We start from the raw sequence: 18,761 nt of genomic DNA, 5'->3' as shown, positions 1-18,761 counted from the left end.
CAAAGCCCTGCAGTCGGCAATCCTTACATCACCATGCCCATCACTGCCAAACAGTGGCTCGAACAGATCCGCACCCTGCCCCTGCCGAAGCGGGTGCGTATCATGAACGTCTGCGGCGGCCATGAGCGCTCCATCACCCAGGCCGGGCTGCGCGCTGCGCTGCCGAGAAACATCGAACTGATCCCCGGCCCCGGTTGTCCGGTCTGCGTCTGTCCCGAAGAGGATGTCTACCAGGCAATCCAAGCTGGCACTCAACGAATCGGTCATCCTGGTGGCGTTTGGCGACATGCTGCGGGTGCCGGTGAATGTGCCGAAGGATCAACCCCGTTCGCTGGATCAGGCCCACGCCGCCGGCGCTGACATCCGTCCCATCGCCTCGCCGATGGAGGCACTGCAGATTGCCCAGGCTAATCCCGATCGTCAGGTGGTCTTTTTTGCCGCCGGCTTCGAGACCACCACCGCCGGTGGCCTCGCTGCTGGTAGAGGGCATCCCGGAAAATCTCTCAATCTTGCTCTCCGGCCGCCTCACCTGGCCGGCGGTGGCGATGCTGCTCGACTCTGGCACCCCCGGTTTCGATGCCCTGGTCGCCCCAGGGCATGTCGCCACCGTGATGGGACCGGAGGAGTGGCAATTTGTGGTGGATAAACACCACATCTCCACCGCCGTAGCGGGCTTCACCCCGGAGAGCCTGCTGGCAGCGACCTATTCCGTGCTGCGCCAGTTGATCGATGGCAAACAGTTTCTCGACAACTGCTATCCGGAACTGGTTCGGCCCGGCGGTAATCCCAGCGCCAAACAGCATCTCAATGCATCGATGCAGGTGGTGGACGCCAACTGGCGCGGTATAGGAACCATCCCTGCCTCAGGCTTCAAACTGCGCGAGGCTTTTGCCGAAGCGGATGCCCGGTTGCGTTTCCCCGAGTATGAAGAACCTGCGCGCCGACGTGCCGGTGAGATGCCGCCGGGTTGCGACTGCGCCCAGGTGGTGCTTGGGAGAAAATACCCCAATCAGTGCCGCCTCTACGGCAACGCCTGCACCCCGCGCAACCCGGTCGGCCCCTGCATGGTCTCCGACGAGGGCGCCTGCCGCATCTGGTGGAGTGGCGGGAATGCGTTCCTCCAGGTCTGATACCCTTCTCTTCCTCAGCCGCCACGTAAAGTCCTGTAATTCGTAGGAGCATCCGCTTGCGGCGCGAATTATCGACGACGCTGATCTTCGCGCCGCAAGCGGACGCTCCTACGGACTCAATTCCTTTGATATAGGCACATGGGACAGGGCCAGAAACACGATCTCTTCCACCTCAGGTACCGGTTTTCCCAAATTGAATTAGCCACCCCGGCCAGTGTCTATACTCTGGAGTAACAGAGTAGATTGCTTGGTTATTTGCCATGAGAGAGTTGGGACAATGGCTTGCGAGGAAGATTTCCGAGTGGCTGGTCAAAGAAGGCCCGCCGCCTAACTCTCCACTGTGTGACTTCAACCGCCTCTGCTATGAGCTGCGTCCCGGCGATATCCTACTGCTCGAGGGGCGCAGTCCGGGTCAGCGAGGTGATCAAGATCATCACCCAGAGTTCATGGACTCACTCTGCACTCTATATTGGCCGCCTCTACGACATCGCCGAACCAAAACTGCGCAAGCGGGTCAAGGATGCCTACCAAGGTGATCCCAACCAGCAGCTGATCATCGAGGCCCTATTGGGCGAGGGCACCATCGTCGCCCCCATCTCGAAATACCGCATGGAACACCTGCGCATCTGCCGCCCCAGCGGCCTCGAACCGAGCGATGCACAGCGGATCATCGCCTATGTGATCAGACACCTCGGCAGCGGTTACGATGTACGGCAACTGCTCGACCTAGCCCGCTTCCTCTTTCCCTGGACCATCCTGCCCAGACGCTGGCGCTCCAGTCTGTTTGAACATAACGTAGGCGGCCCAACTCGCACCGTCTGCTCCTGTCTGCTCGCCGAAGCCTACAACCTGGTCAACTTCCCGATCCTGCCTTTCATCGACCGGGGAGACGATGGCAGCATCCGCTTTTTCAAGCGCAATCCCCGCCTCTTCACCCCCAAGGATTTCGACTACTCCCCCTACTTCGACATCATCAAGTACCCCTTCCTCGGACTGGATGATCTGGGTGTCTATCGCCGTCTGCCCTGGTGCGATGACAGGGTGCTCTACAATGATAATGAGATCGAGTTCTCCAACCAGGCCCGCGAGCACTGTGATCCCTGCACCCCCAAACTGAGGCTTGCCGAGATGCATCCAGATGAGCGGGACGGAACAGATCCTGAGCGGACAGGGGGAGATGAAGATCAGCCTGAGCGATCATCCCCGCTGCGGGAGGTTAAGTCATGAGTGGCGTTGGAATCATCCTGATCGGGGTCATCCTATGGGGGCTGATCTATGCTGCGGCATCGGCCCCCATCTGGCTGCTGTTGCCACCCAGCCTGCTGCTGGCACTGCAACTGGGTGGACTGCTCACCCCCCTCTGGTCGATCCCATTCTGGCTGGCCTATGCCCTCGGCCTATCACTCTATGCCCTGCCCGAGCAGCGCCGTCGCTGGATCAGCACACCGCTGTTGAAGCGGTTCCGCCAAGTGATGCCGGCGATCTCCCGAACCGAACAGGAGGCGCTGCAGGCGGGCAGCGTCGGGTGGGACAGCGAACTGTTCAGTGGCCAGCCCGACTGGCAGAAGCTGTTCAGCCAACCGGCGCCGCAACTGAGCGCAGAAGAGCAGGCCTTTATCAACGGCCCGCTCGAGCAACTCTGCCGGATGCTCGATGACTGGCAGATCACCCATCAGGACTATGATCTGCCGCCGGAGGTCTGGGCCTTCATCAAGCAGTGCGGTCTATTTGGGCTGATTATCCCAAAGAAATATGGTGGCCTGGAGTTCTCCGCCCTCGCCCATTCCACCATCGTGATGAAGCTTGCCAGCCGCAGCATCACCGCCGCAGTCACCGTGATGGTGCCCAACTCCCTCGGCCCGGCCAAGCTGCTGCTCCACTACGGCAGCGATGCGCAGAGGCGGCGCTATCTGTTCAAACTCGCCAGCGGTGAAGAGATCCCCTGCTTCGCCCTCACCGGTCCACAGGCAGGCAGCGATGCCGGGGCGATGCCCGACAGCGGCGTGGTGGAGTATGGCGAGTTCAAAGGCGAGCAGGTGCTCGGCATCCGCCTCAACTGGGAGAAGCGCTACATCACCCTGGCCCCGGTTGCCACACTGATCGGGCTCGCCTTCAAGCTCCACGACCCCGCGCATTTGCTGGGTGAAGAGAGCGAGCCCGGCATTACCCTGGCGCTGATCCCGCGCCAGACCCCTGGAGTGAGCATCGGCAAACGCCACTTGCCGCTCAATATCCCATTCCAGAATGGCCCCATCAGCGGCCGGGATGTGTTCATCCCGCTCGACTGGGTAATCGGTGGCCGCGACGGCATCGGTCAGGGCTGGCGCATGCTGATGGAAAGCTTGGCGGAAGGCCGCGGCATCTCCCTGCCGGCGCTGGCCACCGGCGCCAGCAAAGCAGCCTGCCGCTATACCGGCGCTTATGCCCGGATTCGTCGCCAGTTTGGTCAGCCGATCGGCCGCTTTGAGGGGATAGAAGAGGCCTTAGCCCTGATCGCTGGCGCCAACTATCAGATGGATGCCGCCCGCCTGCTGACCCTGGCTGCCCTCGATCGCGGCGAACACCCCTCGGTGGTCACCGCCATCGTCAAATACCACCTCACCGAACGCTACCGCGAGGTGATCAACCAGGCGATGGATATCCAGGCCGGCAGCGGCATCTGCCTCGGCCCCAACAACCTGCTGGCCCGCCCCTATCAGGCGATCCCGATCGCGATCACGGTGGAGGGGGCAAACATCCTCACCCGCAACATGATCATCTTTGGCCAGGGCGCGCTCCGTGCCCACCCCTATCTGCTGCGTGAACTTACGCCGCCCTGCTGGCCGATTCCCGCGAGGCAGTGATCCAGTTCGACCAGGCCCTGTTTGGCCATGCGCATTTCATATTGGGCAATCTGGCGCGCAGCCTCTGGCTCGGTCTGAGCCGTGCGCTGTTTGCCTCTACACCACTGCCTGGCTTTGCCGGACGCAGCCTACAACATCTGCAGTGGATGAGCAGCGGCTTTGCCCTAGCCGCCGATCTGACCCTGCTCTCGCTGGGCGGGGCATTGAAACGCAAAGAGCGCCTCTCAGCCCGGCTTGGCGACATTCTCAGCGAACTCTACATCGCCAGCGCACTGCTGAAACACTTTGCCGATGAGGGCTCCCAGCAAGAGGATCTGCCACTGCTGCGTTGGGCCATGGCCGACAGCCTTATTCGTATCCAGCGGGCCTTTTCTGCACTGCTGCACAATCTGCCGCTACGCCCCCTCGCCTGGCTGTTAAGGATCGCCATCTTCCCCAGCGGCATGCCATTCAAAGCCGCCTCCGACCAGCTCGACGACCAGCTCGCGCGGCTGCTGCAAACCCCCGGCAACCCACGCGATCGGCTGACCGCGCATGTCTTCAGCAGCAACGATCCTGGCGAACCGGCTGGGCGGCTGGAGCTGGCGCTCAAGGCGGTCAGTCTGGCGGCACCAATCGAGAAGACCCTGCGCCAGGCACGCCGCGCTGGACAGATCATCGGCGACAGCCGTGCCGCTCAGCTCAACAGTGCACTAGAATTGGGAATTATCACCCACACTCAAACTAAAACCTTGCGCCAGGCCGAACAGTGGATCGACCAGGTGACCCAGGTTGACGCCTTCGATGGACTGACACCCCAGACCAGACAGGCGGTGCAAGAAGAATCACAACGGGGCGTTGCCTAACTAGCGAGTTGGAGGAGCCAGATGGAACAGCGAGACTCAGCATGTCGACCGGTCTACATCATCGACGGCAGCCGCACCCCATTTCTCAAGGCCCGCGGCACCCCCGGCCCCTTCAGCGCCAGCGATCTGGCAGTCGCCGCCGGCCGGCCGCTGCTGGCCCGACAGGCCAGACTCTCCCCGGCCCAGCTGGATCAGGTAATCCTCGGCTGTGTCGGGCCCGATCCCGATGAGGCCAACATCGGTCGTCTGCTAGCGCTGCGGCTCGACTGCGGCAAACAGGTACCGGGCTGGACCGTGCAACGCAACTGCGCCTCCGGCCTGCAAGCGGTCGATAGCGCCGCGATCGAGATCGCCAGCGGTCGTGCCGAACTGATACTGGCCGGCGGCAGCGAGGCGATGAGCCGCCAGCCGCTGCTGCTGAACATGAAGATGGTCGGCTGGCTCGCCCAGTGGCAGCGCAGCCGCGGCCTAATCGCCCGTAGCCAGCAGCTGAGCCGGCTGCGGCCTGCCCACTTTCAGTTCATCATTGCCCTGCTGCGCGGCCTCACCGACCCCACAGTGGGGCTCTCCATGGGACAAACTGCGGAGAACCTGGCAACCCGTTTCAGCATCGATCGGGAGATGATGGACCGCTTCGCCCTGGCCAGCCACCGACGGCTACAGCAGGCGATGCAGGAGGCGCGTCTCGACGAGATCGAGCCCCTGTTCGATCACCAGGGTCGGCTCTATGACCACGACGATGGCCTGCGCGCCGATTCCAGCCTGGAGAAGCTCGCCACCCTGAAAGCGGTGTTTGATCCACCCTACGGCCGGGTTAGCGCCGGCAACAGTGCCCAGATAAGCGATGGTGCGGCGCTGNTGCTGCTCGCCTCGGAACACGCAGTGGAGCGCTTCCAGCTGCAGCCAATGGGGAGACTCATCGATAGCCACTGGGCCGCACTCGACCCAGCCCAGATGGGACTTGGACCAGTGCACGCGATGGCGCCACTGCTACAGCGCAACCAGTTGGAGAGTGATCAGATCGACGCCTGGGAGATCAACGAGGCGTTCGCCGCCCAGGTGCTTGCCTGCCTTGCCGCCTGGCAGGATGGCGACTATCTGCAGCGGGAGCTGGGTATCGAACAGCCAATGGCGCCGATCTCTGAGGAGCGGCTCAATCGCAACGGCGGCGCCATCGCCATCGGACATCCGGTCGGTGCCAGCGGCGCCCGGTTAGTACTGCATCTGCTAAAACGCCTACAGCAGGAGGGGGGGCAATTCGGCATCGCCAGCCTCTGTATCGGCGGCGGACAGGGTGGCGCAATACTTGTGGAGCGTGTGTGATGGATAGACATTGGCGAATTGAGTGGGACCAAGAGCAGCTCGCCTGGCTCCACTTCGACATGGCCGAAAGCAGCGTCAACCTGCTCTCTCTGGAGACACTCGAGGTGCTCGACAGCCAGCTGCAGAGCCTGCAACACTCTGCTGCCAAAGGCTTGGTGATCCTCTCCGACAAACCCGCTGGATTCATGGCCGGTGCTGACGTGAAGGGGTTCGCACTGCCCTCCAGCGAGGAGCAGATCAAGGCCCATCTGCAACAGGTGCATACCATCCTGCAGCGACTGGAAGAGCTGCCCTTCCCAAGCCTGGCGCTGATCCACGGTTTCTGCCTGGGTGGCGGTCTGGAGCTGGCGCTGGCCTGTGACTACCGCATCGCACGGGATGATCCCGCCACTCGGCTCGGTTTTCCCGAGGTGCGCCTGGGCATCTTCCCCGGTTACGGCGGTACCGCGCGCAGTTTCGAAACACTGGCTCCGCTGGATGCGCTCCGACTGATGCTAAGCGGTCGCAACGTCANTGCCCGCCGGGCACTGCGTATCGGCCTGGTGGACCGAATCGCTGCCGAGCGGTTGGAACGGATTACCGCCCGCCATCTGCTCAAGGAGGCACCGCCGAAGCAGCGTCCAAAGCTATCGCAGCGAATCCTCAACAGCCGACCGCTGCGCCTCCCGCTGGCCTGGATGGTGGAGCGGCAAACAGCAAAACGGGTGCGCAAGGCGCACTACCCCGCACCCTTTGCCCTGATTGACCACTGGCGGCACGCCGGTGATCAGCGTGCACAGCTGTTTGAGGGTGAGGCCCAGCGAGTCTCCAGACTGCTGCGCAGCGAGACTGCACAAAACCTGATCCGCGTCTTCTTCCTGCAGGAGCGGCTCAAATCCCTTGGCAGCGACAGCGGTTTCAAGCCGCAGCATCTGCATGTGATCGGTGGCGGAGTCATGGGTGGGGATATTGCCGCCTGGTGTGCTCTCAAGGGGCTCAGGGTCTCACTGCAGGATCGGGAGGCGAAGTATCTCAGCCGGGCATTGGCCAGCGCCCACCAACTCTTCAGCAAGAGGCTCAAATCCCGGCGCGAGGTGCAGGCAGCGATGGATCGGCTGATGCCAGACCCCAAAGGCAATGGCATCGCCCACGCCGATGTAATCATTGAGGCGGTGTTCGAGGATGCTCGGGTGAAACAGTCGCTGTTCCGTAAACTAGAGGCCAGGGCGCGCCCCAATGCACTGCTCGCCAGCAACACTTCCAGCATCCCGCTGGAGATTATCGGCGTGGCGATGCGCCGTCCTGAACGGTTGATCGGACTGCACTTTTTCAATCCGGTTGCGCGAATGCAACTGGTAGAGGTGGTGCATGGTGAGCAGACCACCGCTGAGCAGGTCAGCCGCGGCGCCAGTTTTGCCAGGCGCATCGGTAAGCTGCCGGTGCCGGTCAAGAGCTATCCCGGTTTTCTGGTCAACCGGGTCCTGATGCCCTACCTGCTGGAGGCGATGGAACTGCTTGAGGAGGGCGTCCCTGGGCCGGTGATCGACAAGGCAGCGGTAGACTTCGGCATGCCGGCGGGACCGATCGAACTGGCCGATCGGGTTGGACTCGACATCTGCCTGGCAGTGGCGAAGGAGCTCTCCGCCCACTACCCGTTCAAACTACCGGGACAACTGGAATTTATGGTTAGAGAGAGCAAGCTGGGATTGAAGAGTGGTGAGGGATTCTATCGCTGGGAGAAAAAACGTCCGCTCAAGCAGCGTTTTGATGCCTTCTATCATGCCCCCAACGACCTGGCCGAACGGCTGATCTTCCGCCTGCTAAACGAGGCAGTAGCTTGCTTTCGCGAAGGAGTGGTGGAGGATGCCGATCTGCTCGATGCGGGGATCATCTTCGGCACCGGTTTTGCTCCCTTCCGCGGTGGCCCCATGCACTACATCAAAAATGGCGGACTGCAGCAGATGCGCCAGCGCATTCAAGAGCTGGAACGCCGCCACGGCAAGCAATTCCACCCCGATTCAGGCTGGACTAACCTGGGGAGGGTTTAGCATGTTATGGTTCGACCAAATCAACGCAGGTGTACCGAACTCGGACGTTCCAACAACGACAATAACCAACGGGTTACAACAACCGTGAACACCGATTACATCAGTTACGCTCAGGCAGACACCCTTGGCAGACTCTTTCAACAGCGGCTGCGCCGCAGCCCGGACGCCACCGCCTATATCGAATACGATCGCGAACAACAACGCTGGATCAAATACAGCTGGCGCGAAACAGCCGCGGAAGTAGCCCGCTGGCAGGCTGCGCTGCAACGCGAAAAGCTTAAACCGGGCGATCGCATCGCACTGATGCTGCGCAATTGCCGACACTGGTCCATCTATGATCTGGCTGCCCAGGGGCTGGGGCTGGTGATCGTTCCGATCTACACCAACGACCGGCCCGAGAACATCGGTTACATCCTGCAGGATGCTGGGGTGAAACTGTTACTGCTGGAGAATCATGAGCAGTGGCAGAGCCTGCAGCAGATCCAGCATCAATTGGCCGGCCTGGCACGGATCGTCACCCTGCAGACGGTTGAGTCAGAGATCCCCCAGCCACGACTGCTGCATCTCGACGCTTGGTTGCCCGCCACTGCCGGCAAGTATCAGGCTGTTGATCTCGACACTAACGCCCTTGCCACCATCGTCTATACTTCCGGCACCACCGGTCGCCCCAAAGGGGTAATGCTGAGCCACCGCAACATCCTCTGGGACATCGAGGCCGGGCTCAAGCTGATCGATGTCTTCAGCAACGACCTGTTCCTCTCCTTCCTGCCGCTCTCCCATGCCTTGGAACGCACCGTCGGCTACTATCTGCCGATCGTCGCCGGCTCTCGGGTCGCCTATGCCCGTTCCATCCCGGAACTGGCGGAGGATCTCCAGCAACTGCGGCCCACAGTGCTGATCGCGGTACCACGCATCTTTGAACGGATCTACAACAAACTGATGAGCGCGCTGGATGAGGGGCCGACGCTCAAACGCAAGTTGTTTGAGTCAGCCGTGCAGACAGGCTGGCAAAACTTCAACTACCAGCAGGGGCGCGCGCACTGGTCGCCGAGACTGCTCGGCTGGCCGCTGCTGGAGCGGCTGGTGGCAAAGAAACTGCAGCAACGACTCGGCGGTCGACTGCGCATCGCTGTATCAGGCGGCGCGCCGCTCACCGCAGAGATCGCCAGAACCTTCGTCGGCTTGGGGGTGCCAATCCTGCAGGGTTATGGCTTAACCGAGACCAGCCCAATCATTGCGGAGAACACCCATGCGGACAACATCCCCGATAGTGTCGGCCTTATCCTGCCGGGAATCGAGGCGCGCATCGGTGAGAATGATGAACTGCAGGTGCGCAGCCCGACGGTGATGCTGGGCTACTGGAACAATCCGCAAGCCACTGCCGAAACCATCGATCCAGATGGCTGGCTGCACACCGGTGACAAGGTGAAGATCGAGCAGAACCACCTCTTCATCACCGGTCGGATCAAAGAGATCATCGTGCTAGCCAATGGCGAGAAGGTTCCACCCGCCGATATGGAGATGTGCATCGCACTCGACCCACTGTTTGAACAGGTGCTGGTGATCGGCGAGGGGCGCCCCTATCTGAGCGCCATGGTGGTACTCAATCCGAAGCAGTGCGAGCATGAGGGGATCGATATCGAAAACCTCTCAGTAGACGGTGCGCTCAACAAGCGGCTGCTGGAACGTATCAGCAGCCATCTGGGCAGCTTTCCTGGTTATGCGCAGATACGCCGTCTAGCCGTAATTGATGAGCCATGGACGGTAGAGAATAGCCTGCTAACGCCAACCCTCAAGGCGCGCCGCCATCGCATTATCGAGCGCTATTCAGATCAGCTCGAAGCGCTCTACACGCGCCACAGCTGATATCCTCAGGCGTCAGAGCGGGCGTCAGAAAAACAGCGGAAGAAGTTCTTCCGAGTCTGCTCCGCCAGCGCCTCCACTGAAAGCCCCCGCAAATCGGCGATGCATTCAGCCACCTTTGCGACATAGAGCGGCTGGTTCGGTTTGCCACGGTGAGGCACCGGAGCCAGATAGGGTGAGTCGGTCTCGATCAAGAGCCTGTCGAGGGATACTGCCTGCGCCACCTGACGTAGCGCTTCGGCATTCTTGAAAGTGACTATGCCAGAGAAGGAGATATAGAATCCCATCTCCAGGGCGCGCTCTGCCATCGCCTGATCTTCGGTGAAACAGTGCATCACCCCGCCGGCCTCGCCGGCCCCCTCCTCCTCCATAATCGCCAGGGTATCGGCCTTGGCCGCCCGGGTGTGAATGATCAGCGGTTTGCCACAGCGCCTCGCCGCCTGGATATGGGTGCGAAAACGCTGACGCTGCCACTCCAGCTCCCCCTTGCCGTGAAAATAGTCGAGACCGGTCTCACCGATCGCCACCACCTTGGGATGGGCAGCCAGCTCAATCAGTTCATCGGCTGAGGGCTCTTTGCGCTCCCGATCGTTGGGATGCACCCCGACCGAGATCGAGATCTCGGTATGTGCCTCCACCAGCGCAACCATCGCTGGCCAAGACTCCAGGTCGATGGAGACGCACAACATGTGTTCGACACCGGCAGCCTTGCTGGCCTGCATAAAGCGTTCGAAGTCGTTATCGTAGGGCGCCAGATCAACACGATCCAGATGACAATGGGAATCCACCAGCATGCTTGCAGGCCTTTAAGTCAGGGGAAAGGGAGAGAGGTCAGAGGGTATGGGTCGGACGATCCGATTTCAGCGCACCCGCGAGAATGGTCTCGATCTTGTTGCGCGCGGCGCCACCATCCTGGTCGCTGAACTGCACGCCGATACCGGAAGCGCGATTGCCCTCGGCGCCGATCGGGGTGATCCAGATGATCTTGCCCGCCACCGGGATGCGCTCCGCCTCGTCCATCAGCGTCAGCAACATGAAGACTTCATCACCGAGGTTGTACTTTTTGCTAGTGGGGATAAAAAGGCCACCGTTTTTGACAAACTGCATATAGGCGGCATACAAGGCGTTTTTATCCTTGATGGTGAGTGAAAGTATCCCCTGTCTCGCTCCGCCTGCCGGCATGGTTCACCTGTCTCTGATGCTGGTTATCTATTGGCTGCGCGACCCATCCAGTCGATAGTCAGGCTCTCCAGCAACAGCTGGGAATTCAGATTGGCCTCAACGTCCTGGCGCGCCCGATAGAGGCGCTGAAGATTGCGCTGTAACTCGCCTGAGTCTAGCCGTTCCGCCAGTTGCTTGAAAGTCTCCCGTCGATCTTTATTGAAGAGTGTGACAGGCTGCTCTACTGCCTGCAGCTGCAACAAATCGATCAGCCAGCCACTCCACCACTCGAACAGCATATTGAGGTCCTGCTTCGCCCAGTCGGCGGCAACCTTGACCGGATCGGTGCGCCCCTCGGCCAACGCAATAAAGGCTGTGAGCAGTGAATCCCGCTGCTCAAGCAGCGCACTGTCATCCAGTTCCAGCGCCCGCAGCGGGGCGCCGCCAGCAAGCGCCAGCAACATCGCAGGATCGCCGTGATTCACCTGTGCCTCGAGCCAGGGCAGCGCCTGCTCTGCCGGCGGGGTGGCAAAACCGATCAGCTGGCAACGACTGCGGATGGTTGGCAACAACCGCGAGGGCCGGTCGCTGATCAGTATCATCAGCGTGCCCAGCGGGGGCTCTTCGAGGGTCTTGAGAAAGGCGTTTGCAGCCGAGTTGCTCATCCGCTCTGCCGGGCGCAGCAGGACGATCCGATGGCTGCCGGCGGTTGAAGTCAGAGTCGTGCTGAAGGCGAGCCCGCGAATCGTATCGACCAGGATCTCGCCGCTCTTACTCTCCACATCCGGAGCGATGTTGGTGAAGTCGGGATGCACACCACTGGCGAGCAGATGACAGGGCTGACAGTGACCGCAGGGCAGGCCGGAGCTGTCGGGTTCCTGACAGAGCAGTGACTTGGCAAACAGCTGCGCAAACAACTCCTTACCAACACCTTGGGGACCAGAGAAGAGCAGCGCATGGGGCAGCCGGCCGCTGTCACGCATCTGCTGCAAACGTGACCAGATGGTGTTCTGCCAAGGGAGCAGCGTCATCATCTATCCTCCCAGACGCTGGATAAAACGCTCCAGCTCACGACTGATCTGCTGCTGTACCTGCGCCAGGGGCAGTGAGGCATCGATCAGCCTGACCCGCTCCGGCTGATCCGCCGCGATCTGCAGGTAACCCTGACGGACCCGCTGGAAAAAGTGCTGCTGCTCGCTTTCGAACCGATCCGGCGCCGAGCGCTGCCCGGCCCGTGCCAGACCAACCTCCACCGGCAGGTCGAGCAGCAGGGTTAGATCGGGGCGCAGATCCCCCTGCACAAACTGCTCGAGTTGGGCGATGCGCGCCGTCTTCAGCCCTCGGCCACTGCCCTGGTAGGCGTAACTGGCATCGGTGAAGCGGTCACATAGCACCCAGGTTCCCTGTGCCAGGGCAGGCAGGATCTTCTGCTGCAGATGCTCGGCACGCGCCGCGAACATCAACAGCAGTTCGCTATCGTGGGCCATCCCCTGATGCTGATGCCCCAATAGCAGTTCACGGATCGCCTCGCCCAGCGGGGTGCCACCCGGTTCGCGGGTAAACAGAACCTGCTTGCCCTGCGCTTCCAACTGCTGGCGAATAAAGTCGAGGTTGCTGCTCTTGCCTGCCCCCTCGCCTCCTTCAACGGTAATAAATCTGCCCTGCTTCTGTTTCATCGCTTCAACTGATATTTGCGCACCGCCTGGTTGTGTGCCTCCAGGGTAGCCGAGAATTTATGGCCGCCATTGCCGGTGGCGACAAAGTAGAGTGCATCCCCTTCGGCTGGATGCAGTACCGCCTCAATCGCTGCTGCTCCCGGCATGGCGATCGGGGTTGGAGTCAGGCCTGCATGTACGTAGGTGTTGTAGGGAGTGTCCTGTTTCAGATCGCGGCGACGGATGTTGCCATCATAGCGCTCTCCCATGCCGTAGATCACGGTAGGGTCGGTCTGCAGCCGCATACGCTTCTGCAGACGCCGGATAAACACTCCGGCGATCTGCGGGCGCTCCTCCGGCAGTCCCGTTTCACGCTCAACGATGGAGGCGAGAATCAGCGCCTCATAGGGGCTCTTCAGGGGCAGTTCTGGCTGGCGCTGCTGCCAGGCCTGTTCCAACGTCTCTCTCATCCGTGCATAGGCGCGCCGCAGCAGATCCAGATCACTGGTACCCTTGGGAAAGTGGTAGGTGTCGGGAAAGAATCGACCCTCGGGATGCTCGTTTGCATGGCCGATCTGTTGCATGATCTGCACATCTGTGGCACCTCGCAGAGTATGGAGCAATACCGGGTCACGATCTATCGCCGCCATCATCTGCTTGAAGGTCCAACCTTCGACCAGGGTCAGGCTGTAGTGGGTGACCTTGCCGGCAACCAGCAACTCAAGCAGCTCTATTGGTGTGGTGCCCGCCGGGATCCGATACTCCCCCGCCTTGAGGCGGCTGGCCAGACCACTCTGGCGCGCCAACAGACGCAGCAGCAGCGGCTGATCAATCACTCCCAGTTGCTTAAGATCCACCGCCAGCTGGCGTACCGTGTCACCCTGATCCAGCTGATAAAGCAGCCCGTCGGCGGGCAGATTGAGCGGCATCTCCTGGAACTGCTGGTACTCCATCCAGGCCCAGGCGATGAGGAGACTGGAGACAAAGATCAGGGCGCCAAATATCCGTTGCAGCATAGCGAGTGATTCTACTCCATTGCCTGTCTGATGGGAGAGACAGAGATAGGATTGATGATTCTGTTGGCATAGAGACTCAGCCTGAGCTGAGGAGTGTTGCATCCCGCTGGCCAAAGGCGCGCTGCCTGACCGTCTCCACGAGTTCGCTCGGGATCAGCTTGGGATCAAATTTGTGTGCAGCGAAGCGGGCCACCAACACGATGCCGATCAGGGAGTTGCAGATAAAAACCCCATCTGCCGTGCCCAACTCGTCGACACCCAGATCTCTGATCAGGCAATCGATGCCTAAGGCACGGGCACTCTCCAGCACCAGGCCACGCATTACACCCGCAACCCCGCAACGAGAGAGATCCGGGGTGATCAGCCCACCATTCTTGAGCAGGAACAGATTGCTTTGGGTCCCTTCGATAACCCGCCCTTCGATATCCAGCATCACCCCCTCGGGGATCGCCGGGTCATCCCACTCATTGCGCGCCAGTACCTGTTCCAGTCGACAGAGGTGTTTGATACCGGCCAACGCAGGATTGATGCCCAACCGGGTATCACAGAGACGCAGCTCGATACCCTCACGGAACCAGTAGCGAGGAAACTCGGGCCAGGGGTGGAAAGAGAGAATGCGCCGGGTGCTGGCGGGCGTGGGAGAACGATAGCCGCGCCCACCGCTGCCACGGGTATGCAGGATCTTCAGAACACCCTGCTGCGCCCCACTGATGAGCGATTCGGCTTCCGACCAAAGTAGATCCCGCGGCAAAGGCGGCAGGCCAAGGCGTCTCTCGCCTTCGGCCAGCCGCGCCATGTGGCGTTCCCAGAGACGTGGTCGTGAAGCGGCTACAGCAATGGTTTCAAACAGCCCGTCACCATAGTGCAGACCGCGATCTGAGGCGGGGATTTGCTCAGTAGTGATGCCGTCGATCAGCATACGGAATGGACTGACCTGGAAAGGAATCGGAGCCCGCTGAGGGGCTCCGATCCGGGTCATTCAGGCTTGCTGAACACCAGACTGCCGTTGGTGCCGCCAAAACCGAAGGAGTTGGACATAGCCACGTCGATGGTCATCTCGCGGGCTGTGTTGGGTACATAGTCGAGATCGCAATCCGGATCCTGGTTCTCCAGATTGATGGTCGGTGGTGCCACCTGATCGCGAATCGCCAGGATGGTGAAGACTGCCTCGGCACCACCTGCTGCACCCAGCATGTGACCAGTCATCGACTTGGTCGAGCTGACACAGAGCTTATAGGCATGGTCGCCAAAGGCGCGCTTCACGCCCTGGGTCTCGGCCAGATCGCCGGCCGGGGTCGAGGTACCGTGGGCATTCAGGTAGTTAACCTGTTCCAGGTTGATGCCCGCATCCGCCAACGCCAGCTGCATGCACTTGGCGGCACCAGAGCCATCCTTAGAGGGGGCGGTCATGTGATAGGCATCGGAGTTCATCCCCACACCGACCAGCTCAGCGTAGATCTTCGCGCCACGGGCCTTGGCATGCTCATACTCCTCTAGCACCACCACGCCGGCACCGTCGCTCAGTACGAAGCCGTCACGGTCGCGATCCCAGGGGCGACTGGCCGCCTGCGGATCATCGTTGCGCCGGGAGAGCGCACGGGCTGCGGCAAAGCCACCGAGCCCGACCGGTGAGGTCGCCATCTCAGCGCCGCCGGCGACCATCACATCGGTGCGGCCATGGCGGATCATCATCGCCGCCTCGCCGATGCTGTGAGCACCACTGCTGCAGGCGGAGACGATGGAGTAGTTGGGACCTTTGAGCCCATACTTGATCGACAGATTACCGGAGACCATGTTGATGATGTTGGCCGGCACAAAGAATGGAGAGATCTTGCGCGGGCCACCATCGATATAGGCCTGGTAGCTGTTCTCAATACCGGTGATACCGCCGATACCGGAGCCGATCAACACGCCGATCCGATCTGCATTCTCCTCAGTCACCTCGAGACCAGAGTCCTCGATCGCCTGACAGCCTGCAGCCACGCCATAGTGGATGAACTTATCCATCTTCTTGGCATCTTTCTTCGGCACGTAATCGGTGATTTCAAACCCGTAGATCGGCCCGCCGAAACGGGTGGTGAAGGGCCCGACATCGAAATGGGTGATCGGTTGAATACCGCTTTTCCCCGCGAGAATGTTCTCCCAGGACGACGGCACATCCAGTCCGACAGGTGCAATCATGCCAAGCCCGGTAACGACTACCCTTCTTGCAGTCATTGAAGACTACCCCCCTATTGATTTAGGCCCAATAAAGCAAAAGGCCGCACCCCGCAGATACGGGGAGTGATGCGGCCCACACGAAATTCGCCGATTGGATCAGCTGTGTGAGGTGATGTAGTCGACAGCCAGTTGCACTGTGGTAATCTTCTCAGCCTCTTCATCAGGAATCTCGGTTTCGAATTCCTCTTCAAGGGCCATTACCAGCTCAACAGTGTCGAGAGAATCTGCGCCGAGGTCGTCAACAAAAGACGCTTCGAGAGTTACTTCGTCCTCTTTGACACCCAGTTGTTCAACGACAATTTTCCTAACGCGCTCTACAACGTCACTCATCTTCTTAATTTCCTCTGGGATATTCGCCGGCCTACTCTGGCCGATGCGCTATTGTATGCTCAAACTTTCTATGAGAAAAGCATAAACTGTACTTATGCAGCACCACAAAAAAATGAGCGGTTTATCTTAAAATTCAATCGGATACCTCTATCCTTTCGGATAGAGAATCAACTTAAAGCAACTGCTCTTTTAGGCCATATGCATGCCACCATTGACATGCAGTGTTTCGCCCGTGATGTAGGCGCCCGATGCCGAAGCGAGAAACAGCACCGCGTTGGCAACATCCTCGGGCTGGCCCAGCTTCTGCAGCGGGATGCTGTCCACCAGCGCCTTGCGCTGTGCCTCGGGCAACTCCCTAGTCATATCAGTCTCGATAAAACCCGGCGCCACCGAGTTGACGGTAATACCCCGGGAGCCGATCTCCCGCGCCAACGACTTGGTAAAGCCAAACAACCCAGCCTTGGCTGCTGCATAGTTGGTCTGGCCAGCATTGCCCATCGCACCAACCACTGAGGAGATATTGATGATACGACCATGACGCGCCTTCATCATGCCGCGTAGCAGCGCCTTGCTGACCTTGAAAACAGAGCTGAGATTGGTGTCGATGATGTCATTCCACTCCTCATCCTTCATCCGCATCATCAGGTTATCCCGGGTGATGCCGGCATTATTCACCAGCACCGTCGGCACACCAAAATCGGCGCCGATCTGCTTCACTACGGCATCGATGGAGGCCTGATCGGTAACATTAAGGACCATCCCCCGGCCTTTGATGTTAGCCCCTGCGAAACGCTCACTGATCGTATCCGCGCCGCCCTGAGAAGTCGCAGTGCCAATCACTGTCGCCCCTGCGGCTCCCAAGGTGTCGGCAATCGCTGCACCGATACCACGGCTTGCACCGGTTACCAGAGCAATCTCATTTTCCAGATTCATTGCAATGCCTCCAGGGCTTTGGTCAATCCTTCGCTGTCGAACACAGCATAACCGGTCAGCTTGCGGTCGATGCGCTTGTTCAGGCCGGTGAGCACCTTACCTGGACCCGCCTCGATGATGTTCGAGGCACCCTGCGCCGCCATCGACTGAATCGTCTCGACCCAACGCACCGGACTGTAGAGTTGCTCCGCCAGGCAGCGGCGGATCTCATCCGCATCCCCCGATTCGGCCACATCTACGTTGTGGATCACCGGAATCGTTGGCTTGCTGATGGCAATATCCGCCAGGCGCTCGCTGAGGCGCTCAGCCGCTGGGCGCATCAGCGCGCAGTGTGAGGGAACACTCACCGGCAGCGGCAGGGCACGCTTGGCGCCCGCCTCTTTGGCCAGACCACAGGCACGGTCTACCGCCGCCTTGCTGCCGGCAATCACCACCTGACCGGGTGAGTTGTAATTAACCGCCTCAGCGACTTCACTTTCCGCTGCCGCAGCACAGACTTCGCGCACCTTGTCGTCATCAAGGCCAAGGATGGCGGCCATGCCTCCGGTACCTTCCGGGACCGCCTCCTGCATGAAGCGCCCGCGATCGGCCACCAGGCTCACCGCATCGGCAAACTGTAGGGCATCGGCGCAGACCAGCGCGCTGTACTCTCCCAAACTGTGGCCGGCCATGGTGACCGGCTGCGGACCGCCTTCGGCCAGCCAGGCACGCCACACCGCAACACCGGCGGCAAGCATCGCCGGCTGGGTATTGCTGGTCTGATTCAGCATCTCCTTCGGACCCTGCTGAACCAGTTGCCAGAGATCGAAACCCAGTGCATCTGAGGCCTCGTTGAAGGTCTCCAGCACCACCGGGTGGGTCTCCGCCAGGGCACTGAGCATCCCCACCGACTGGGAGCCCTGACCGGGGAATACAATACAGAAATTGGTGTCGCTCATGATTGTTTGTGCAATCCTGTTAGCTAGGGTCAGAATTTGGCGAGCACGGAGCCCCAGGTAAAACCGCCGCCAAAGGCCTCCATCAGCAGGGTCTCGCCGCGTTTGATGCGAGCGTCTCGCACTGCGGTATCCAACGCCAGCGGCACTGAGGCAGCAGAGGTGTTGCCATGCTCGTGCACAGTCACCACCACCTGCTCCATCGGGGTACGCAGCTTCCTCGCGGTCGCCTGGATGATGCGGATGTTGGCCTGATGCGGGATCAGCCAGTCCACATCCGACTTCTGCATGTTGTTGGCTTCAAGAGTCTCGTCGACGATCCGCCCCAGGGTGGTAACCGCCATCTTAAACACCTCGTTGCCACGCATCTCCATGAAGGCATTGCCCTCGCGTAGCGCGCCGTAATTCCGCGAGATCCCGCTCGGGACCCGCAGCATGTTCTCGAAGGCGCCATCGGCGTGCAGATGGGTGGAGATGATG

15 protein-coding genes and 2 pseudogenes are annotated in these 18,761 nt (G+C 60.5%); 6 read left to right on the top strand and 11 right to left on the bottom strand.

The annotated features are described in order from the left end of the window. The first annotated feature begins 33 nt into the window (after positions 1–33). From hypD to RIFP1SYM_RS05470, 6 genes and pseudogenes are all read left to right on the top strand, one after another. A pseudogene (hypD, locus tag RIFP1SYM_RS05495) lies at positions 34–1,130 on the top strand (hydrogenase formation protein HypD). Positions 1,131–1,550: 420 nt separating this feature from the next. Next, positions 1,551–2,357, top strand: coding sequence for a hypothetical protein (locus RIFP1SYM_RS05490; RefSeq protein ID WP_240992022.1), 807 nt, complete (start codon positions 1,551–1,553; stop codon positions 2,355–2,357). After that, positions 2,354–4,818 (top strand): annotated as a pseudogene (locus RIFP1SYM_RS05485) (acyl-CoA dehydrogenase). Before RIFP1SYM_RS05490 ends, RIFP1SYM_RS05485 begins: the two are co-directional and overlap by 4 nt. Before the next feature lie 21 nt (positions 4,819–4,839). Then, on the top strand, positions 4,840–6,141 hold the full coding sequence (locus tag RIFP1SYM_RS05480) for an acetyl-CoA C-acetyltransferase (RefSeq protein ID WP_005960727.1): 1,302 nt from the start codon (positions 4,840–4,842) through the stop codon (positions 6,139–6,141). Continuing rightward, entirely contained in the window at positions 6,141–8,168 is a 2,028-nt protein-coding gene (locus RIFP1SYM_RS05475; protein WP_039959812.1) for a 3-hydroxyacyl-CoA dehydrogenase NAD-binding domain-containing protein, read from the top strand. The genes RIFP1SYM_RS05480 and RIFP1SYM_RS05475 overlap by 1 nt, the downstream gene beginning before the upstream one ends. 6 nt (positions 8,169–8,174) lie before the next feature. Then, on the top strand, positions 8,175–10,034 hold the full coding sequence (locus tag RIFP1SYM_RS05470; RefSeq protein WP_005960725.1) for an AMP-dependent synthetase/ligase: 1,860 nt from the start codon (positions 8,175–8,177) through the stop codon (positions 10,032–10,034). A 5-nt stretch (positions 10,035–10,039) separates the two neighbouring features. On the opposite strand, the gene RIFP1SYM_RS05465 is transcribed toward RIFP1SYM_RS05470, so the two are convergent. From RIFP1SYM_RS05465 to RIFP1SYM_RS05415, 11 genes are all read right to left on the bottom strand, one after another. Then, positions 10,040–10,825 (bottom strand): TatD family hydrolase, encoded by a 786-nt coding sequence (locus tag RIFP1SYM_RS05465; RefSeq protein WP_005960724.1) that lies wholly within the window; start codon positions 10,823–10,825, stop codon positions 10,040–10,042. 37 nt (positions 10,826–10,862) lie between these two features. Continuing rightward, complete coding sequence (locus RIFP1SYM_RS05460) at positions 10,863–11,213, bottom strand: PilZ domain-containing protein (protein WP_005960723.1); 351 nt, start codon at positions 11,211–11,213, stop codon at positions 10,863–10,865. Positions 11,214–11,236: 23 nt separating this feature from the next. Continuing rightward, positions 11,237–12,226, bottom strand: a complete 990-nt coding sequence (locus RIFP1SYM_RS05455) for a DNA polymerase III subunit delta' (protein ID WP_005960722.1) — start codon at positions 12,224–12,226, stop codon at positions 11,237–11,239. Next, complete coding sequence (gene tmk, locus RIFP1SYM_RS05450; RefSeq protein WP_005960721.1) at positions 12,227–12,868, bottom strand: dTMP kinase; 642 nt, start codon at positions 12,866–12,868, stop codon at positions 12,227–12,229. Next, positions 12,865–13,863, bottom strand: a complete 999-nt coding sequence (mltG, locus tag RIFP1SYM_RS05445) for an endolytic transglycosylase MltG (protein WP_006475459.1) — start codon at positions 13,861–13,863, stop codon at positions 12,865–12,867. Before mltG ends, tmk begins: the two co-directional genes overlap by 4 nt. A gap of 76 nt (positions 13,864–13,939) precedes the next feature. Next, on the bottom strand, positions 13,940–14,842 hold the full coding sequence (gene pabC, locus RIFP1SYM_RS05440; RefSeq protein WP_005960719.1) for an aminodeoxychorismate lyase: 903 nt from the start codon (positions 14,840–14,842) through the stop codon (positions 13,940–13,942). Beyond that, positions 14,839–16,080: a beta-ketoacyl-ACP synthase II gene (fabF, locus tag RIFP1SYM_RS05435; RefSeq protein ID WP_005960718.1), complete on the bottom strand. Its 1,242-nt coding sequence runs from the start codon at positions 16,078–16,080 to the stop codon at positions 14,839–14,841. The genes pabC and fabF overlap by 4 nt, the downstream gene beginning before the upstream one ends. A 99-nt stretch (positions 16,081–16,179) precedes the next feature. Further along, entirely contained in the window at positions 16,180–16,413 is a 234-nt protein-coding gene (acpP, locus tag RIFP1SYM_RS05430) for an acyl carrier protein (protein ID WP_005960717.1), read from the bottom strand. A 189-nt stretch (positions 16,414–16,602) separates the two neighbouring features. Further along, a complete protein-coding gene (gene fabG / locus RIFP1SYM_RS05425; RefSeq protein ID WP_005960716.1) occupies positions 16,603–17,346 on the bottom strand; it encodes a 3-oxoacyl-ACP reductase FabG in 744 nt (247 codons plus the stop codon). Beyond that, positions 17,343–18,284, bottom strand: coding sequence for an ACP S-malonyltransferase (gene fabD, locus RIFP1SYM_RS05420; protein ID WP_005960715.1), 942 nt, complete (start codon positions 18,282–18,284; stop codon positions 17,343–17,345). The genes fabG and fabD overlap by 4 nt, the downstream gene beginning before the upstream one ends. 29 nt (positions 18,285–18,313) lie before the next feature. Next, positions 18,314–18,761: 3-oxoacyl-[acyl-carrier-protein] synthase III C-terminal domain-containing protein (locus tag RIFP1SYM_RS05415; RefSeq protein WP_039959811.1), on the bottom strand; the 448-nt coding region annotated here is incomplete at its 5' end.

This window comes from endosymbiont of Riftia pachyptila (vent Ph05) (assembly GCF_000224455.1).
Classification (GTDB): Bacteria; Pseudomonadota; Gammaproteobacteria; order Chromatiales; family Chromatiaceae; genus Endoriftia; species Endoriftia persephonae.
The sequence above is the reverse complement of the archived record's forward strand: the minus strand, read 5'-3'. Positions and strand labels throughout refer to the sequence as shown.

Excerpts from the sequence above, each read along its gene's own strand:
- RIFP1SYM_RS05470 (WP_005960725.1), top strand. The coding sequence starts at position 8,175 with ATGGTTCGACCAAATCAACGCAGGTGTACCGAACTCGGACGTTCCAAC.
- RIFP1SYM_RS05465 (WP_005960724.1), bottom strand. The coding sequence starts at position 10,825 with ATGCTGGTGGATTCCCATTGTCATCTGGATCGTGTTGATCTGGCGCCC.
- RIFP1SYM_RS05460 (WP_005960723.1), bottom strand. The coding sequence starts at position 11,213 with ATGCCGGCAGGCGGAGCGAGACAGGGGATACTTTCACTCACCATCAAG.
- RIFP1SYM_RS05455 (WP_005960722.1), bottom strand. The coding sequence starts at position 12,226 with ATGATGACGCTGCTCCCTTGGCAGAACACCATCTGGTCACGTTTGCAG.
- tmk (WP_005960721.1), bottom strand. The coding sequence starts at position 12,868 with ATGAAACAGAAGCAGGGCAGATTTATTACCGTTGAAGGAGGCGAGGGG.
- mltG (WP_006475459.1), bottom strand. The coding sequence starts at position 13,863 with ATGCTGCAACGGATATTTGGCGCCCTGATCTTTGTCTCCAGTCTCCTC.
- pabC (WP_005960719.1), bottom strand. The coding sequence starts at position 14,842 with ATGACCCGGATCGGAGCCCCTCAGCGGGCTCCGATTCCTTTCCAGGTC.
- fabF (WP_005960718.1), bottom strand. The coding sequence starts at position 16,080 with ATGACTGCAAGAAGGGTAGTCGTTACCGGGCTTGGCATGATTGCACCT.
- acpP (WP_005960717.1), bottom strand. The coding sequence starts at position 16,413 with ATGAGTGACGTTGTAGAGCGCGTTAGGAAAATTGTCGTTGAACAACTG.
- fabG (WP_005960716.1), bottom strand. The coding sequence starts at position 17,346 with ATGAATCTGGAAAATGAGATTGCTCTGGTAACCGGTGCAAGCCGTGGT.
- fabD (WP_005960715.1), bottom strand. The coding sequence starts at position 18,284 with ATGAGCGACACCAATTTCTGTATTGTATTCCCCGGTCAGGGCTCCCAG.